19 protein-coding genes are annotated in these 17435 nt (G+C 73.2%); 17 read left to right on the forward strand and 2 right to left on the reverse strand.

Translation table 11 applies throughout. The features are described 5' to 3' along the window. Positions 1–44: 44 nt before the first annotated feature. On the reverse strand, positions 45–743 hold the full coding sequence (locus PYR91_RS31670) for a hypothetical protein (protein ID WP_279785834.1): 699 nt from the start codon (positions 741–743) through the stop codon (positions 45–47). A gap of 184 nt (positions 744–927) precedes the next feature. Here PYR91_RS31670 and PYR91_RS31675 point away from each other — a divergent pair, with 184 nt between their 5' ends. The 6 genes from PYR91_RS31675 to PYR91_RS31700 all read left to right on the forward strand — a co-directional run bounded on the left by PYR91_RS31675 (position 928) and on the right by PYR91_RS31700 (position 6814). Continuing rightward, positions 928–1506, forward strand: a complete 579-nt coding sequence (locus PYR91_RS31675; RefSeq protein ID WP_279785835.1) for a YqgE/AlgH family protein — start codon at positions 928–930, stop codon at positions 1504–1506. Positions 1507–1627: 121 nt separating this feature from the next. Further along, positions 1628–1885 carry a DUF3039 domain-containing protein gene (locus tag PYR91_RS31680; protein ID WP_279785837.1) on the forward strand — a complete coding sequence of 86 codons (258 nt, stop codon included), beginning with the start codon at positions 1628–1630 and terminating at the stop codon, positions 1883–1885. A gap of 86 nt (positions 1886–1971) precedes the next feature. Then, the gene (locus tag PYR91_RS31685; RefSeq protein ID WP_279785838.1) at positions 1972–2847 is read left to right on the forward strand and encodes a zinc metalloprotease; all 876 of its coding nucleotides are present in this window, start codon (positions 1972–1974) and stop codon (positions 2845–2847) included. Between the two features lie 259 nt (positions 2848–3106). Next, positions 3107–3787: a hypothetical protein gene (locus tag PYR91_RS31690; RefSeq protein WP_279785839.1), complete on the forward strand. Its 681-nt coding sequence runs from the start codon at positions 3107–3109 to the stop codon at positions 3785–3787. Positions 3788–4075: 288 nt separating this feature from the next. Next, positions 4076–5833, forward strand: a complete 1758-nt coding sequence (locus PYR91_RS31695) for a DEAD/DEAH box helicase (protein WP_279785840.1) — start codon at positions 4076–4078, stop codon at positions 5831–5833. Between the two features lie 405 nt (positions 5834–6238). Beyond that, on the forward strand, positions 6239–6814 hold the full coding sequence (locus PYR91_RS31700) for an isochorismatase family protein (RefSeq protein ID WP_279785841.1): 576 nt from the start codon (positions 6239–6241) through the stop codon (positions 6812–6814). 504 nt (positions 6815–7318) lie between these two features. On the opposite strand, the gene PYR91_RS31705 is transcribed toward PYR91_RS31700, so the two are convergent. Then, entirely contained in the window at positions 7319–8611 is a 1293-nt protein-coding gene (locus tag PYR91_RS31705) for a nicotinate phosphoribosyltransferase (protein ID WP_279785842.1), read from the reverse strand. 39 nt (positions 8612–8650) lie between these two features. Here PYR91_RS31705 and clpS point away from each other — a divergent pair, with 39 nt between their 5' ends. From clpS to PYR91_RS31760, 11 genes are all read left to right on the forward strand, one after another. Further along, positions 8651–8941, forward strand: a complete 291-nt coding sequence (gene clpS / locus PYR91_RS31710; protein ID WP_279785843.1) for an ATP-dependent Clp protease adapter ClpS — start codon at positions 8651–8653, stop codon at positions 8939–8941. Further along, positions 8938–9462 (forward strand): DUF2017 domain-containing protein, encoded by a 525-nt coding sequence (locus PYR91_RS31715; RefSeq protein WP_279785844.1) that lies wholly within the window; start codon positions 8938–8940, stop codon positions 9460–9462. The genes clpS and PYR91_RS31715 overlap by 4 nt, the downstream gene beginning before the upstream one ends. Positions 9463–9471: 9 nt before the next feature. Then, positions 9472–9876: a M67 family metallopeptidase gene (locus PYR91_RS31720; protein WP_279785845.1), complete on the forward strand. Its 405-nt coding sequence runs from the start codon at positions 9472–9474 to the stop codon at positions 9874–9876. 279 nt (positions 9877–10155) lie between these two features. After that, positions 10156–10434 carry a MoaD/ThiS family protein gene (locus tag PYR91_RS31725; RefSeq protein WP_279785846.1) on the forward strand — a complete coding sequence of 93 codons (279 nt, stop codon included), beginning with the start codon at positions 10156–10158 and terminating at the stop codon, positions 10432–10434. Position 10435: 1 nt separating this feature from the next. Continuing rightward, positions 10436–11383, forward strand: a complete 948-nt coding sequence (locus PYR91_RS31730; RefSeq protein WP_279785847.1) for a cysteine synthase — start codon at positions 10436–10438, stop codon at positions 11381–11383. Between the two features lie 155 nt (positions 11384–11538). Then, positions 11539–12330, forward strand: coding sequence for a thioesterase family protein (locus tag PYR91_RS31735; protein ID WP_279785848.1), 792 nt, complete (start codon positions 11539–11541; stop codon positions 12328–12330). 227 nt (positions 12331–12557) lie between these two features. Beyond that, positions 12558–13403 carry a glutamate racemase gene (murI, locus tag PYR91_RS31740; protein ID WP_279786061.1) on the forward strand — a complete coding sequence of 282 codons (846 nt, stop codon included), beginning with the start codon at positions 12558–12560 and terminating at the stop codon, positions 13401–13403. A gap of 10 nt (positions 13404–13413) precedes the next feature. Next, positions 13414–14166, forward strand: coding sequence for an MBL fold metallo-hydrolase (locus PYR91_RS31745; protein ID WP_279785849.1), 753 nt, complete (start codon positions 13414–13416; stop codon positions 14164–14166). 5 nt (positions 14167–14171) lie between these two features. Then, the gene (gene rph / locus PYR91_RS31750; RefSeq protein WP_279785850.1) at positions 14172–14888 is read left to right on the forward strand and encodes a ribonuclease PH; all 717 of its coding nucleotides are present in this window, start codon (positions 14172–14174) and stop codon (positions 14886–14888) included. After that, positions 14885–15490: an RdgB/HAM1 family non-canonical purine NTP pyrophosphatase gene (gene rdgB, locus PYR91_RS31755; protein ID WP_279785851.1), complete on the forward strand. Its 606-nt coding sequence runs from the start codon at positions 14885–14887 to the stop codon at positions 15488–15490. Before rph ends, rdgB begins: the two co-directional genes overlap by 4 nt. 129 nt (positions 15491–15619) lie before the next feature. Then, positions 15620–17281, forward strand: coding sequence for a molybdopterin-dependent oxidoreductase (locus PYR91_RS31760; RefSeq protein WP_279785852.1), 1662 nt, complete (start codon positions 15620–15622; stop codon positions 17279–17281). The last annotated feature ends 154 nt before the right edge of the window (positions 17282–17435 follow it).

The raw sequence follows: 17435 nt of genomic DNA on the forward strand, positions 1-17435 counted from the left end.
CGGGTGCGTGGTCGCATAGGGGCCCGCCCGCCTCGGGCGGCCCCTCAGGCGAGCGGCGGGGCCGGGGAGCGGCGGGCGTACGGCGGGCGGCGGCCCGGCGGCGCGGCGGGGACCCGGCCGGGCCACACCAGGGCCATGAACCACAGCATGCCGCCGAAGACCACCAGGGCGACGGCGGTGGCGACCTTGCCGTAGAAGTCGGCGGGCGGGCCGGTGTAGGGCAGCCGCCCCTCGCGGATCAGCGGGTTGTGCGGGTTGTGCCGCCACAGCGGGTTGTAGTGGTGGGTGCGTACGGCGCGCTCGTCGCGCTCGTCGTCGCCCTCGCTGCTGCTGTAGACGGCCTCGCGGTACTCGCCGTGGGCGACCTCGCGGGTGTCGCAGCGGGAGCGGACCTGGAAGCGTGAGACGCCCTCGCCCTCGATGCTGACGCCCAGGCGCTCGTTCTCGCGCGGCTCCAGGTAGACCGGGATCGTGCGCTGGACGCCCGGCCACAGGATGCCGTCCCTGACCGCGGTGTCGCCGCGGCGGATGGTGTACTCGACGGCGTCGTGGTCGCGGGGGGCGGTCATGACGATGTCGGCCCTGCCCGACGGGCATTCGACGCGCGAGACCGCGACGTCGACGCGGCCGCCGCCGGGGGTGTCGTCGCCGGCCCTCGTGCCGTCGGCGTGTGAGGTTCGGGCCGCCGGGGCCGCGACCGCGGCGCCCAGCGCCATGACGAACACCAGGACGAGGCGGCTCACGCGGCCCACCCCCTGCTGTCGCGGCGCGGTGTCGGCAAGTTTCCTCCCAAGCTGGTCTCCAGGATGTGATCTTCCATGACGGAGCGTGCCCACTCGCTGGCTGTAAGTAACATAACATGAGGTGAAAGGCTTAACTGGCCGGGGGCGGGCGCGCGCCGGGCATATCACGCGTCATGATGGATGCATGGCGGAGGCGATCTACGTCGGCGGGCTGCTGGTGGCGACGCCACTGCTGGACGACCCGAATTTCCGGCGCGGCGTCGTGTTGATCCTCGAACACGACGACGACGGCGGAACCCTCGGTGTCGTGCTGAACAGGCCCAGCGAGGTGAGCGTGACGCAGGTGCTGCCCTCCTGGGACCCCCTCGTCACGGGCCCCAGCGTCCTGTTCGAGGGAGGCCCGGTGCAGACCGACAGCGCCCTCGCCCTGGCCTCGGTGCCCAGCGGTCAGGAACCCCTCGGGTGGCGCAGGCTGCACGCCGGAACCTCGGCGGTCTCCAAGCTCGGCACCGTCGACCTCGACGCCCCTCCGGAGATCCTCGCCGGCGAGATCACCCAGATGCGCATCTTCGCCGGGTACGCCGGCTGGACGGCCGGGCAGTTGGAGACCGAGATCCGCGACGGCTCCTGGTACGTGGTCGAGGCCGAGCCGGGCGACACCTTCGACTCGCGGCCGTCGAACCTCTGGCGGTCGGTGCTGCGCCGCCAGCCCGGGGAGCTGGCGTTCGTGGCCACCTGCCCGGACGACCCCAAGCTCAACTGAGGGCCGCGCCCCGTCCCTGAGCGCCGCCGGTCGGCCCGGCTCAGCCCCGGTTCCCGGGCCGTCGCCTTTCTCCCGGGTTCACGCGCGTGCGGGTGCCCGCGCGCACGTAGACTCGGTTCTCGTGAGCACGAAGATCCTTCCCGAGAGCGAAGTGCGGCCGAACCTCTCGCATGGTGACGAGGGGGACCACGAACGGTTCTCGCACTACGCCGACAAGAACAAGATCACAGAGAGCATGGTGACGGGCGTCCCGGTCCGTGCCCTGTGCGGCAAGGTGTGGGTGCCCAGCCGCGATCCCAAGAAGTACCCGGTGTGCCCGGAGTGCAAGGAGATCTACGAAGGGCTCCCGCAGGGCGGCGAACCCGGCGGCGGCAACTGAGTGTTGCTCCCGGCTGATCGCCGTCGCTGAAGCTAGCGTCAGCACTCCGACCAGACGTTACGGGGGAGTGCATGGTGCGGCGCGCGATGGCCGTGTCTTTGGTGTGCCTGTTCACGATGGCCGGCATGCCGCTCCCCGTCCAGGCGGGCACGCACGCCTGCGGGCACGCCGGGCACCCCCACGTGGGCACCCGGCCGCCCGAGCCGTACGCGCCCGACGCCGGCGAGGCCGCGCGCATGATCGCCGAGATGGAGCGCCGGCTGCGCTCGCCGGGCGCGGAGGCGCGGCGGGCGAGCGTCACGGTGCCGGTCTGGGTGCACGTCATCACCGACGGGCACCTGGCTCCGCCCGACACCGCCCTCGCCTCGCAGGTCGAGACCCTCAACGCCGCGTACGGCGGGCGGTACGGCGGCGTGGACACCGGCATCCGCTTCGTACTGCGGGGCTTCACCCGCACCGAGAACTCGGCGTGGTTCCACGAGCCGCTGTCCAACGAGGCGGCGATGAAGCAGCGGCTGCGCAAGGGCGGCCCGGAGACCCTGAACCTCTATGTGGCCCAGCTCGACCAGCTCGTGCTCGGCTATGCCACCTATCCGCACTGGTACCAGAACAAGCCCGGCCTCGACGGCGTCGTGATCGACTGGCGCAGCCTTCCCGGCGGCTCGCTGCGCGACTTCGCCAAGGGCTTCACCGGGGTGCACGAGATCGGCCACTGGTTCGGGCTGCTGCACACCTTCGAGAACGGCTGCGCCTCTCCGGGGGACTTCGTCGACGACACCGTGCCCGAGTCGGCGCCCTCGCAGGGCTGCCCGGTGCGCAAGGACACCTGCCCGGCGCTCGGCGAGGATCCCTTCCACAACTACATGGACTACTCGCACGACCGCTGCATGTGGGAGTTCACGGCCGGGCAGGCCGTCCGCATGCGCGACATGTGGGCGGCCTACCGCACCTCCGCCGCCTGAGACCGCGCGGAGCGCGCGATACCCGGTCGGAATACCTGCGCGGGCACCGGGCCGCGCCGTCGTAGAGTCGCTGGGCGGCAGGCGTGCCTCGGGCCGCTCTGAGGCGTGCCACGGGCTCGGTCGGCCACGGGCCCCGGCCGGGGAGGCGGGGACGGGCCTCGGAAGTCCGTGTCCGCGGTCTCCCGGCCGAAGTTTCCCGGTGCTCGTTGACGGATGGGCGCCTTCGGTGCCGATACTCAAGTCACCGGGAGGAGGCGCCGTGGACGACCGCACGAAACGACGGCCGTACGGCGACCCCGCGCCGCCCGGCCCCGACCCCGAGGGGTTGCCGCCGTCGGCCCGGCTCTACGGCACTCCGGCCCCTCCGTCGGGTGTCCGGGTGCCGCGCCGGACGAAGCGGGCTCTGGTGGTCTTCGCCGCGTTCGCGGTGGTGGCAGTGCTGCTCACCGCCCTGGTCTCCTCGGTCGTGAGCCGCGTCACCGCCCCCGACACCACTCCGCGGACCGTCGAGGACGGCCTGGCCGGCGTCCGCTACCCGCTGCCGCCCGGGTGGCACCGCGGCACGGTCGCGCCGGTCACCGGGTTCAGCTCCGTCGCGAGCTTCGGCACCGCCGCGGTCGTGATGACCAGGCCCGGCGACTCCGTGGCGGTCTCCGGCCCCAAGGCCGCCACGCGTGAGCTGGCCGACCTGTACTCGCGGCTGCTGCTGCACGGCGACACGATCGACGTGCTCGACGACCGCGCGATCACCGTCGGCAGGTACGCCGGCCACACCCGCGCGGTGCGGGCCCGCTACAGCGACGTGGTCAACCAGCCGGCCTATCTGCGCGTGGCCCTGCTCACCAGCGGCGACGCCAGCGTGGTGGTCGTCGGCCACGCCCAGCCCGACGATCCCCTCCGCCGGGCCGACATCGACGCCGTCGTCAACGGCCTCAGATGACCCCTGGCGGGGCCGCGAGGCCGGCGACTGATCACGGCCGCCCGCGGGGCCGATCGGGCGGCGTGGCGGGGCTGTGCGGGCGGGCGAGGCGGGCGTCCGGCGCGGGGCCCCGCGTCCGGCGGCGCCGGGCCGGCGGCGCGGCCGGGATCGGCGGGGGGAGGCGCGTCCTGTCGGTGGTCCCCACTATCGTGGCTTCACTGTGAGGGAGCGAAACGAGCGCGACGACACCACCACCGGCGGGGGCGGCGCCCCCAGGGTCCGCGAAGGGCGACTGACGAGGAGGTCGGCGTGAGCTCGTCTGCCGCGTCCCATCTGCCCCCCGCCTACCCCGACCGCGCCGCCTGGGGAACCGCGCCCAAGCTGCGCGCGTGGCAGCAGGAGGCGCTCGACCTCTACTTCCGCGCCGAGCCGCGCGACTTCCTGACCGTCGCGACGCCCGGCGCGGGCAAGACCACCTACGCCCTGCGCATCGCCAGCGAGCTGCTGTCGCGGGGCGTCGTGCGGGCGATCACGGTCGTCACGCCCACCGAGCACCTCAAGCGCCAGTGGGCCGACGCCGCAGGCAGGGTCGGCATCGCCATCGACCCCGAGTTCAAGAACAGCCAGGGCACCACCTCGCGCGACTACACCGGCGTCGCCGTCACCTACGCCCAGGTGGCGATGCACCCGGCGCTGCACAGGGCGCGCACCGAGGCCCGCAGAACACTGGTGATCTTCGACGAGATCCACCACGCCGGCGACGCCAAGAGCTGGGGCGACGGCGTGCGCGAGGCGTTCGAGCCCGCCGCCAGGCGGCTCGCGCTCACCGGCACCCCGTTCCGGTCCGACACCAACCCCATCCCGTTCGTCGCCTACGCCGAGGACGGCGAGGGCGTCAGGCGCAGCGTCTCCGACTACTCCTACGGCTACGGCCCGGCGCTGGCCGACGGCGTGGTCCGCCCCGTCATCTTCCTGGCGTACGCCGGCGAGATGCGCTGGCGCACCCGCGCGGGCGACGAGATCACCGCCACGCTGGGCACGCCGCTCACCAAAGACCAGCTCGGCCAGGCGTGGCGCGCGGCGCTCGACCCCAAGGGCGACTGGATCCGCCAGGTCCTGCGGGCGGCGGACAAACGGCTCACCGAGGTGCGCAGGGGCGTCCCCGACGCCGGAGCCATGGTGATCGCGACCGACCACGAGACCGCCCGCTCGTACGCCCGGCACCTGCGTGCCATCACGGGTGAGGGCGCCACGGTCGTGCTGTCCGACGATCCGGGCGCCTCGGCGAAGATCAAGCAGTTCAGCGCGTCCGAGGAGCGCTGGCTGGTCGCCGTCCGCATGGTGTCCGAGGGCGTCGACATCCCGCGCCTGGCCGTCGGCGTCTACGCCACCAGCGTCTCCACCCCGCTGTTCTTCGCCCAGGCCGTCGGCCGTTTCGTCCGGGCCCGCAGGCGCGGCGAGACGGCCTCGGTGTTCCTGCCGTCGGTGCCCACCCTCATGGGCCTGGCGAACGAGATGGAGGCCGAGCGCGACCACGTGCTCGACCGCAAGCTGCCCGAGGAGGGGCTCGACGACTTCCTCGTCGAGGACGCCCAGCAGAAGAAGGACACCCCCGACGTCCTCGGCGACGAACTGCCGTTCGAGACCGTCGAGGCGTCCGCCACCTTCGACCGCGTCCTGTTCGACGGCGGCGAGTTCGGCACCGCCGCCGCCCCCGGCTCCCCCGAGGAGGAGGACTTCCTGGGTCTGCCGGGCCTGCTTGAGCCCGACCAGGTGGCCGTCCTGCTCCGCAAGCACCAGGCCTCCCAGCAGGCCGCGAGGCGCCGCGGCCCCGCCGAGCCCCGCCCCGAGCCCGCCCTGGCCCCCCACGAGGAGATCGCCGCTCTGCGCAAGGAGCTCAACGGCCTCGTGGGCGCCTGGAACCATCGCACCGGCCAGCCCCACGGCGTCATCCACGCCGAGCTCCGCCGCACCTGCGGCGGCCCCGCCATAGCCCAGGCCTCCGCCGACCAGATCCGCCAGCGCATAGAAATCCTCAGAAAATGGGCCACCCAACGCAACCGCTAACCCCATGGCGCCTTCGGCGCAGCCTTCGCAAAGGCGGCTTTCGCCCAGCCCGCCTCTCGCCGTCGCGCACCCGACCGCTCCAGGGTCCGGCGACCTCCTGAACGGATGCCGGGCGGTGGGGGGTGCGACGGGCGGCCAAGTTGGCACACCCCCGGCGTCGGCCTCAACGAATACGACGGCCGGGCGAATGGTGCCTTCGGCGCAGCCTTCTAAAGGGGCGACCCTCGCCCGACCCGCCCCTCGCCATGGCGCGAGCAACCGCCTTCACGCGCGGCGATCACCCGAAACGGGTGTCGGGGCGGTGGGTGCGATGGAGTGGTTGACGGCATACCCGCGGCCGTCGTGCCCTTGCCGGACGGCGCACCGCGTCTCTCCGCCGGGGGCGGCGGACTCTAGGGTCTTCTCATGACCACAGCACTTGTCATCGTGGATGTGCAGAACGACTTCTGCGAGGGCGGCAGCCTCGCCGTGGCCGGCGGGGCGCGGGTGGCCGCGGCCATCGGCCCGCACGCCGCCTCCGGCGGTTACGACCACGTGGTGGCCACTCGTGATCATCACGTCGACCCCGGCGCGCACTTCTCCGACCAGCCCGACTACGCGCTGAGCTGGCCCCCGCACTGCGTGGTCGGCACCGCCGGCGCCGACTTCCACCCCGCGCTGGACACCTCCGCCGTCGAGGAGGTCTTCAGCAAGGGCCGCCACAGCGCCGCCTACAGCGGCTTCGAGGGCGCCGCCACCGACGGCACCCCCCTGGCGGAATGGCTCGCCACCCGCGAGGTCGACACCGTGGACGTGGTCGGCATCGCCACCGACCACTGCGTCCGCGCCACCGCCCTGGACGCCGCCCGCGCCGGCCTGAAGGTCCGCGTCCTGCTCGACCTCACCGCCGCCGTGGCGAGGGACACCACCGACTCCGCCCTCACCACCCTCCGCTCCGCCGGAGTCGAACTGATCGGCCCCCCTCCGACCACCCCCACCTGATCGACGCCCCGGGCCGATCGCCGCACACGGCGCCGAATTCACCGCACCCCGACCCGCCGACGCGGCGCCGACAGTTACGACACGACGGGCGGGGGAGTGCCGTCAGCCACTCGAACACCAGCGCCCCCGTGACGCCGCCCGGGCAGTCAGCACACGAGGATCGCGGGTGTGCCATCAACCACCCCGTCGCACCCGCCGTCTCGGCATCCCGTCCTGATGATCGCGGGTGTGCCGTAGCCGCCCCGCCGCCCCGGCATCCTCTCCCGATGATCGTCGCACCCGGGTGGTCGCTTGCGTGATGGCGAGGGTGGACTGGGTGAGGGTCGCTCTTGGGAAGGCCGCGCCGAAGGCACCGTTCGCCAGGCCGTCGTGTGGTCGAGGCCGGCGCCGAGTCGGCGGGCCGGGGGTGCGGTGGAGCCGGCGTCGTGTGCGGCGATCAACCGGGTGGGGCCCGTTGGGAAGCCGGGGAGTCTCGCCGTCCCGGCACGCCACCCCCGCTGCGGGTCAGGTGAAGACGGTGGGGATGGCCGGGTCGCCGGGGGAGAGGTGGTGGGAGAGGCGGGGGAGTTCGGCGGTGGAGGACCGGTGGCGGGCTCGGGCCTCCGACAGGGGCTCGCGGCCTACGATCTCGCCGGAGAGGACCAGGGGGTGGAGGAGGGGGCGGGCGCCTCGGGGGGCGGGGGCGTCGGGGGCGGTGGTGACCAGCTCGGCGACGGCCGTGCCGGACTCCAGGGCGCGGTAGGCGTTCTTCCGGCCGCCCCGGCTCGGCTTGCCGACCGACTTCTTGGCCACCGGCGCCAGCGCGCCCGAGGCGTCCTCGCGGGCGACGAGCTTGTAGACCATGGCGGCGGTCGGCGCCCCCGAGCCGGTGACCACGGAGGTGCCGACGCCGTACCCGTCGACCGGGGCGGCGGCCAGGGCCGCGATGGCGTACTCGTCGAGGTCGCCGGTGACGACGATGCGGGTGGAGGTGGCGCCGAGAGCGTCCAGCATCTGACGCACCTCGCCGGCGGCGGCGCCGAGGTCGCCGGAGTCGATGCGCACCGCCCCCAGCTCGGGCCCGGCCAGCTCCACCGCCGTGCGCACGGCCTTGGCGACGTCGTAGGTGTCCACCAGCAGCGTGGTGTCGCGGCCCAGGGAGTCGAGCTGCGCCTGGAACGCCTCGTACTCCGAGTCGTGCAGCAGGGTGAAGGCGTGCGCGGCGGTACCCGCCGTGGGCACGCCGTAGCGGCTCCCGGCCATGAGGTTGGAGGTGGAGGCGAACCCCGACAAATAGGCGGCCCGCGCCGCCGCCACCGCCGCGATCTCGTGGGTGCGCCGCGAGCCCATCTCGATGATCGGCCGCGACCCGGCGGCGTGCACCATGCGGGACGCGGCCGAGGCGACCGCGGAGTCGTGGTTGAGCGTGGAGAGGATCACCGTCTCCAGCAGCACGGCGTCGGCGAAGGTGCCCTCGACGACCATGATCGGGGAGCCGGGGAAGTAGCACTCGCCCTCGCGGTAGCCGTACACGTCGCCGCCGAACCGGTAGGAGGCGAGGTACTCGAGCGTCCGCTCGTCGGCGACGCGGCTCTCACGCAGGAACTCCAGCTCGGCGTCGCCGAACCGGAACGCCTCAAGCGCGTCGAGCACCCGCCCGGTGCCGGCCACCACCCCGTACCTGCGCCCCTGGGGCAGGTGACGGGCGAAGACCTCGAACACGGCACGCCGCCGGGCGCCGCCGCCGGCCAGCGCGGCCCGCAGCATCGTCAGCTCATAGTGATCGGTGAGCAACGCGCTGCTCATGGCCTCTTTCACAAGTCGAAGACTACGGCTGCGGTAGGGCAGGATGGGTATGTGGGTAGTACCGCTCCAGCACAGGTCGAACGTCCAGCGGCGGACGTCCGCCCCGACCTCCCGTGGCTGGCGATCGTGTGGAACGACCCGGTGAACCTCATGTCGTACGTCACGTACGTCCTGCAGTCGGTGTTCGGTTATCCCAAGGCCAAGGCCGAGAAGCTCATGCTCGACGTGCACCACAAGGGCAGGGCCGTGGTGGCGAACGGCACCCGCGAGGAGATGGAACGCGACGTGCAGATCCTGCACTCCTACGGCCTGTGGGCCACCGTCCAGCGGGACTCCGCGTGAGCTCGGGCTTCAGGTCCTCGCGCGGCGGCGTCACGATCGACCTCGACGCCGGCGAGGCGTCCATCCTGCGCTCCCTGGTGGGCCAGATCCTGGGCCTGGTCGAGCGCGGCCAGACCGGCGACGACCCCCTGGAGCGCGCGCTCGGCATCGGCGCGGCCGAGACGCCGTCCGACCCCGTGCTCGCCCGGCTGTTCCCCTCCGCGTACGCCGACGACGACGAGGCGGCGACCGAGTTCCGCCGCTACACCGAGGCGACGCTGCGCGACGGCAAACGGGCCGACGCCGAGGTGCTGCTGGAGACCGCCGAGCAGGGCAGGGTGCGGCTCACCGGCGAGCAGGCCGAGTCGTGGCTGCGGGCGCTGAACGACGTGCGGCTCGCGCTGGGGGTGCGCCTGGAGGTCACCGAGGAGCTGCACGACCAGCTCGCCGAGATGGCCGAGGACGACCCGCGCTACCCGGCGTACGTCACCTACGACTGGCTGACCTACCTTCAGGACACGCTGGTCCGGGCCCTTTGGTAGCTTCCAGGCATGCTGACGATCTCGCGTGAACTGGTCGACCGCGTCATCGCCCACGCCTGGGCCGACCACCCCGACGAGGCGTGCGGGGTGATCGCCGGTCCGGTGGGCTCCGACCGTCCTGAGCGCTTCGTCGCGATGGAGAACGCCGAGCGGTCCCCGACGTTCTACCGGTTCGACTCCATGGAGCAGTTTCGCGTGTGGCGCGAGATGGACGACCGCGACGAGGAGCCGGTGGTCATCTACCACTCGCACACCTCCACCGAGGCGTACCCGTCGCGCACCGACGTCTCCTACGCCTCGGAGCCGAACGCCCACTACGTGCTGGTCTCCACGGCCGACGCCGACGCCGTGCAGGTGCGCTCGTTCCGCATCGTGGACGGCGTCGTGACCGAGGAGGAGGTCACGATCGTCTGACCGCGGTCTCGCCCATGGCGCGGGGGTCGCGGCCCGGTAGCGCGGCCCCGGGGACGACCCGCGGAAGCGGTAGAGTTGGGAGCATGCTGACGATTGACCCTGTGATGGGCGGCGCCGTGGTGCGTCCTGGGCATTCGTCCCCCGTTCAGAACCACCTTTTCGCGCACACGCCCTTCGTCGTCGTCTACGACTGTTCCTGACGCAGGAATCCCCGCCCCGCCCGACGTGTTCGCATTCGCTGGGTGCCCGTGACGACAACCGACCAAGGAGACTGACGCGATGGCCATCGAGGTCCGCATTCCGACCATCCTCCGCACCTACACCGACGGCGCGAAGGCCGTGAAAGCCGACGGCGCCACCCTTTCCGACCTTTTCGGCGACCTTGAGAGCCGCCACCCGGGCCTGAAGGAGCGCATCGTCGACGACGCCGGCCTGCGCCGGTTCGTGAACGTCTACCTCAACGACGAGGACGTCCGCTTCCTGGGCGGCCTGGACACCCCGGTGTCCGACGGCGACACCGTGACCGTGCTGCCCGCGGTGGCCGGAGGCAGGCGCTGACATGCGCTTCGACTCGCTGATCGACTCCGTGGGCAACACCCCGCTGGTCGGGCTGCCCCGCTTGTCGCCCTCGCCCGACGTGCGGGTGTGGGCCAAGCTGGAGGACCGCAACCCCACCGGCTCGGTGAAAGACCGCCCCGCCCTGTGGATGATCGAGCAGGGGGAGAAGGACGGCCTGCTGTCGCCCGGCTGCACGATCCTGGAGCCGACGTCCGGCAACACCGGCATCTCGCTCGCCATGTCGGCGCGGCTCAAGGGCTACAAGCTGATCTGCGTGATGCCGGAGAACACCTCCGAGGAGCGCCGGCAGCTCCTGCGCATGTACGGCGCCGAGATCATCTCCTCGCCGGCGGCGGGCGGGTCGAACGAGGCCGTGCGGGTCGCCAAGCGCCTGGCCGAGCAGAACCCGTCCTGGGTGATGCTCTACCAGTACGGCAACCCGGCCAACTGGCGGTCGCACTACGAGTCCACGGGGCCGGAGATCCTGGCCGACCTCCCCTCGATCACGCACTTCGTGGCGGGGCTGGGCACCACGGGCACGCTGATGGGCGTCGGGCGATTCCTGCGTGAGCGGGTGCCCGGCGTGCAGATCGTCGCCGCAGAGCCCAGGTACGGCGAGCTGGTGTACGGCCTGCGCAACGTCGACGAGGGCTTCATCCCGGAGATCTACGACGCCGACGTGCTGACCACGCGGTTCTCGGTCACCTCGGTGGACGCGCTCAGGCGCACCCGCGAGCTGCTGGGCACCGAGGGCATCTTCGCCGGCATCTCCACCGGCTGCGCCCTGCACGCCGCCCTGGGCATCGCGGCCAAGGCCGCCAAGGCCGGGGAGCGGGCCGACATCGCGTTCATCGTGGCCGACGGCGGCTGGAAGTACCTGTCGACCGGCGCCTACGAGGGCACCATCGACGAGGCGGAGGACCGCCTGGAGGGCCAGCTCTGGGCCTGAGGGCCCGGGAGCCGCACGGACGCCTGGAAACGGGCCGTCTCCACCGGGAGGCGGCCCTTTCACGTGCCGGGGAAGGCCGGGGGCGCGCGGGGCGTCGGTACAGTATTGGCCTAGAACATCATTCGGTATCGTCGGCGGAGCGGGGCGGGGATCAGATGACGAAGTTCGACGAGGCGACGCAGGCGATCCGGGTCGGCGAGACCCTGTACGACGTCTGCCTGGACGACGGGTACGCGATCGGCGGCCCGCTGAACGGCGGTTACCTGCTCGCCGCCGTGCTCCGCGCCGTCGTCGACGCCTCGCCGTACGAGCACCCGGTGTCGACCGCCGCCCAGTTCCTGCGGGCGCCCCGCCCCGGCCCCGCACAGGTGCGCCTGGAGCAGCTGAAGACCGGCAGGACGGTGGCGATGACCCGGGCCACCCTCGTCCAGGACGGCACCGCCTACATCGACACGCTCGTCACCACCGCGACGCTCCGCCCCGGGGACGGCGAGTGGTCGGCGGCGCCGGCCGTCGCCATGCCCCCGCTCGGCGAGTGCGTCAGCCTGCCCGACCCCAAGCCCGAGTCGAACATGACGCTCAGCGCCCAGATGGACCTGCGGTTCGACCCGCCGACCATCGGCTGGCTCACCGGCGCGCCGACCGGGCGGCCGGAGTCGCGGGCGTACTTCCGCATGGCCGAGCCGCAGGACCCCGACCCCTACGTCCTCGCGCTGGCCGTGGACGCGCTGCCGCCCGTGGCCTTCTCGGCGGGCGCCCGCGGCTGGGCCCCGACGGTCGAGCTGACCTGGCACCTGCGCGCGCTGCCGGCGCCCGGCTGGCTGACGCTGATCGGGCAGGGGCGCTCGATCAGGGACGGCTGGTTCGACGAGGACGTGGAGGTCTGGGACTCGGCGGGCACGCTCGTGGCGCAGTCGCGGCAGCTCGCCCGCCTGGGACGCGGCTAGCCGCTCCCGACCTGGAAGGCCGGTCGGCGACCGCCCCGGCGGACGCGTCCCGGCCGCCCGGCGGGGGTGGGCCCGCGATCGTACGCCCCCTAGGGCCGCCGGTGGGGATTACTCCTATGTGAGGATTCTTACCGCATGCGATTGACCACGGCCCTTTAGCCTTGGGAATCATGTCGGATATAGGGAGCGTGGCCCACGCGCCTTGGGTCAGCGTCATCGACTCGTCCATGGACGAGCACGGCCATACGGGTCCCTCGATCGGGATCTTCGACAGCGGGGTCGGGGGCCTGACGGTCGCCCGGGCGATCATCGATCAGCTCCCGAACGAGTCCATCCTGTACGTGGCCGACACCGCGCGCCAGCCGTACGGCCCCAAGCGCATCGCGCAGGTCCGCGCCTACGCCCTGGAGGTGATGGACCACCTCGTCGAGCACGACGTCAAGATGCTGGTGATCGCCTGCAACAGCGCCAGCGCCGCGGTGCTCAGGGACGCCAGGGAGCGCTACGACGTCCCGGTGGTCGAGGTCATCCAGCCCGCGACCCGCAGGGCCGTCAGGGCCACCAGGAACGGCCGCGTGGGCGTGATCGCCACCCGGGCCACCATCGAGTCGATGGCCTACCACGACGCCTTCGCCGCGGCGCCGGACGTCCGCCTCACCGGGGTGGCGGCGCCCCGGCTGGTGGAGTTCGTGGAGCGGGGCGAGACGATGAGCGACGAGCTGATCGAGGTCGCCAGGGAGTACCTCCAGCCGGTCATCGAGTCCGGCTGCGACACCCTCATCCTCGGCTGCACCCACTACCCGCTGCTCGCGGGCGCCATCTCGTACGTGATGGGCAACGGCGTCACGCTGGTGTCCAGCGCCGACGAGACGGCCAAGGACGTCTTCCGCATCCTCCACGACCGCGGCCTGGCCGGCGGCGCGGGCGCGCCGCGCCACAGGTTCCGGGCCACGGGGGACGGCACCCTGTTCGCGGCACTCGGGCGCCGGTTCCTCGGCCCCGAGATCGGCACCGTCGAACGGGCGCTGGTGGGAGACGTGCCGGGCGAAGAGGCGCTGACCGCGCCGAGTTAGGAGTTCCGCGGTGAAACTGACGATCGTCGGCTGCTCGGGAAGCTTCCCCGGCCCCGACAGCCCCGCGTCGTGCTACCTGCTGGAGGCGGAGGGCTACCGGCTTCTCCTGGACTTCGGCAACGGGTCCCTCGGCGTCCTGCAGCGGCACATCGGCCTGTACGACGTCGACGCCATCTGCCTGTCGCACCTGCACGCCGACCACTGCCTCGACCTGTGCTCCTACCACGTGGTCCGCACGTACTCCCCGGCCGGCCCGCTGCCGCGGGTGCCCGTCCACGCGCCCGACGGCGCCGCCCGCCGCCTGTCGGCCGCCTACGGCATGTCCGACGAGCCCGGCCTGGAGACGGCGTTCGACTTCCGGCGGCTGGCCCCCGGCACGTTCACGGCCGGCCCGTTCGAGGTGACGGCGGCGCTGATGAACCACCCGGTGGAGACCTACGGCTTCCGCGTCTCCCACGGCGGCCGGTCGGTCGCCTACTCGGCCGACACCGGCGAGTGCGCCGAGCTGGTGAAGCTCGCGGCGGGCGTCGACGTCCTGCTCTGCGAGGCGTCCTTCCTGGAGCGGCCGGGGCTCCCCGAGGGGCTGCACATGACCGGCAGGCAGGCCGCCGAGCACGCGGCCCGCGCCGGCGCCGGCACGCTCGTGCTGACGCACCTGGTGCCGTGGTTCGACCCCGGCAGGGTGCTCGGCGAGGCGTCCGCCGGGGGCTTCGGCGGCCGCCTGGAACTGGCGCGGAGCGGGGCCGTGTATGACCTAGGGTGAAGCCCATGGCACGCGAAGACGGGCGCAGTCCCGACCAGCTCAGGCCCGTGACGATCACCCGCGACTGGCTCGCGCACGCCGAGGGCTCGGTTCTGGTGGAGTTCGGCGGCACCAAGGTGCTGTGCGCCGCCTCCGTCCAAGACAGCGTGCCGCGCTGGCGCAGGGGGAGCGGCCTCGGCTGGATCACCGCCGAGTACGCCATGCTGCCCCGCGCCACCACGACCCGCGGCGACCGCGAGTCGGTGCGCGGCAAGATCGGCGGGCGCACCCACGAGATCTCCCGGCTCATCGGCCGGTCGCTGCGGGCCTGCGTCGACTACAAGGCCCTGGGCGAGAACTCCATCGTGCTCGACTGCGACGTCCTGCAGGCTGACGGCGGCACCCGCACGGCCGCGATCACCGGGGCCTACGTCGCCCTGGCCGACGCCGTCGCGTGGATGCGCAAGCGCAAGATGTGCCCGGGCGACCCGCTGGTCGACTCGGTGGCCGCCGTGTCCGTCGGCGTCGTGGGCACCACGCCCCTGCTCGACCTCTGTTACACCGAGGACGTCGCCGCCGAGACCGACATGAACGTCGTCATGACCGGCTCGGGCGAGTTCGTCGAGGTCCAGGGCACGGCCGAGGGCGCTCCGTTCGACCGGGCGGCTCTGGACGCCCTGCTCGACCTCGCCGGGGCGGGCTGCGCCGACCTCACGCGCATGCAGCGGGAGGCCCTGGCGTGAGCCGCGTGGTGCTGGCGACCCGAAACCCCGGCAAGATCGCCGAGCTGCGGCGCATCCTGGCCGAGGCCGACGACAAGACCGAGCTGGTCGGCCTGGAGGCCTTTCCCGAGATCGGCGAGATCGCCGAGACCGGGCTTACCTTCGCCGAGAACGCGCTGCTCAAGGCGCACGCCGTCGCGTCGCTGAGCGGGCTGCCCGCCGTGGCCGACGACTCCGGCCTGTGCGTGGACGCTCTGAACGGCATGCCGGGCGTGTTCTCGGCCCGCTGGTCGGGCTCGCACGGCGACGACGACGCCAACCTCCGGCTGCTGCTCGCCCAGATCTCCGACGTGCCCGACGGCCGCAGGGGCGCCCACTTCGCCTGCGCGGCGGCGCTCGCGCTGCCCTCGGGCGAGGAGCTCGTCGTCGAGGGCACGCTCGCCGGCAGGCTGATCCGCGCCCCCCTGGGCACGGGCGGCTTCGGGTACGACCCCGTGTTCGTCCCCGAGGGCGGTTCCCGCACGACCGCCGAGCTGGCCCCGCACGAGAAGGACGCCATCAGCCACCGGGGCCGCGCCTTCCGCGCCCTGGTCCCCGCCATGGTCGGCCCGCTCGGCCGCTGAGCGGGCGCGTCAGCTCCACGCCTGGCTCGTGCCTTCGTCCTCTCCGCGCCCGGCGATCCCGGACGGGCTTCGGCGGCCGTAACCGGGGCGTAAGGAACAGCTGTCCCGTTCGGGCGTAGCGTTCGGGGTGTGAACGGTAACCAGCCGGGCCCACGGCGGTACTCGTGGGCGGCGGCGCTTGTCGGCCTGGTCGCGGGCGCGGTCGCCCTCGGCGTCGGGGAGCTAGTGGCGGGCTTCGTCAGCCCGAAGGCGTCGCCGGTGATCGTGGTCGGCGACGCGGCGGTCGACTACACGCCCGCGGCGGTGAAGGACTGGGCGATCCGCACCTTCGGCGCATCCGACAAACTGGTGCTGATCGGCGGCATCGTCGTGGTGCTCGCGCTGGTCGCGGCCGGGGTGGGCATGCTGGCGCGCGACCGCCCCCGGGCGGCCACGGCAGCCCTGATGGCCCTCGGCCTGCTCGGCGTGGCCGCGGCCGTCACCAGGCCCGACTCCGGCCCTCTCGACCTGCTGCCGTCCCTGCTCGGCGCCGCCGTGGGGGCGTGGACGCTGCGCGCCCTGACCCGCCGGGCCTGGCGGGCCGCCGGCCACGACGACGTGCGGACCTCCCCTGGGCCGTCGCCGGTGAGGGATGCCCCGGAGGGCGCGACCGCGATGGACGCGCCGGCCGGTGCGGGGGCCGAGAGGCCGGCCGTCATGCGGTCGGGGCGGGAGCTGTACGAGGTCGACCGGCGCGGGCTGCTGACGGGCGTGGTGGCCGGGGTCGTGGTGGCGGGGGCCACGGGGCTGGCCGGGCGGGGCCTGGCCGAGGGGATGAGCGTCGACACCGAGCGGGCGGCCGTCGCGCTGCCCAAGCCCGCGGTGCCGGCCAGGCCGCTCCCGGCGGGCGTCGACCTGCGGCTGACCGGGCTGTCGCCGTTCTCGACGCCCAACCGCGACTTCTACCGCGTCGACACCGCGCTGGTCGTCCCCCAGGTGGACCCGCGGACGTGGACGCTGAAGATCCACGGCCTGGTCGACCGGCCCGTGGAGCTGACCTTCGCCGACCTGCTCCGGCGCCCGCTGACCGAGGCGGACGTCACGCTGACCTGCGTCTCCAACGACGTCGGCGGCCCGTACGTGGGCAACGCCCGCTGGCTGGGCGCCCGCCTGGCCGACCTGCTGCGCGAGGCGGGCATCCGGTCGGGCGCCGACATGCTGCTGTCGACCTCTTCGGACGGCTGGACCTGCGGCACCCCCGTGGACATCGTGATGGACGGCCGCGACGCGCTGCTCGCCATCGCGATGAACGGCGAGGCGCTGCCCGTCTCGCACGGCTTCCCCGCCCGCCAGGTCGTCCCGGGCCTGTACGGCTACGTGTCGGCCACCAAGTGGGTCACCGACATCAAGGTGACCCGCTACGACCAGGACGAGGCGTACTGGACGTCGCGGGGCTGGGCGGCCAAGGGCCCCATCAAGACCGAGTCGCGCATCGACCTGCCCCGGGGCGGCACCACGATCAAGGCCGGGCGCACGGCCATCGCCGGGGTGGCCTGGGCGCAGCACCGGGGCGTGGACGCGGTCGAGGTGCGCGTCGACAAGGGGCCGTGGCTACGGGCCCGGCTGGCGGAGGTGCCCGGCCCGGACACCTGGCGGCAGTGGGTGCTCGACGACTGGCAGGCCACCCCGGGCCGGCACACGATCGAGGTGCGGGCCACCGACGCCACCGGCTACACCCAGACCTCCGCCTACGCCCCGCCCGCCCCCGACGGCGCCTCCGGCTGGCACTCCATCCTGGTCGTGGTCGAGTAACCACGCCCGCACACCGAGGACGGCGGCCCCAACCCAGGCGGGGGCGGGGCCGGGGCCAGGGCGGGCTGAGACCCAAGCGGGGGGCCGAGGCCGGGCTGGCCGTAGTCATTCATCAGGTGGCGGGCCGGGGGCAGGGCTGGCCGAGCCCAGGCGA

Source organism: Sphaerisporangium sp. TRM90804 (assembly GCF_029846175.1).
Classification (GTDB): Bacteria; Actinomycetota; Actinomycetes; order Streptosporangiales; family Streptosporangiaceae; genus Sphaerisporangium.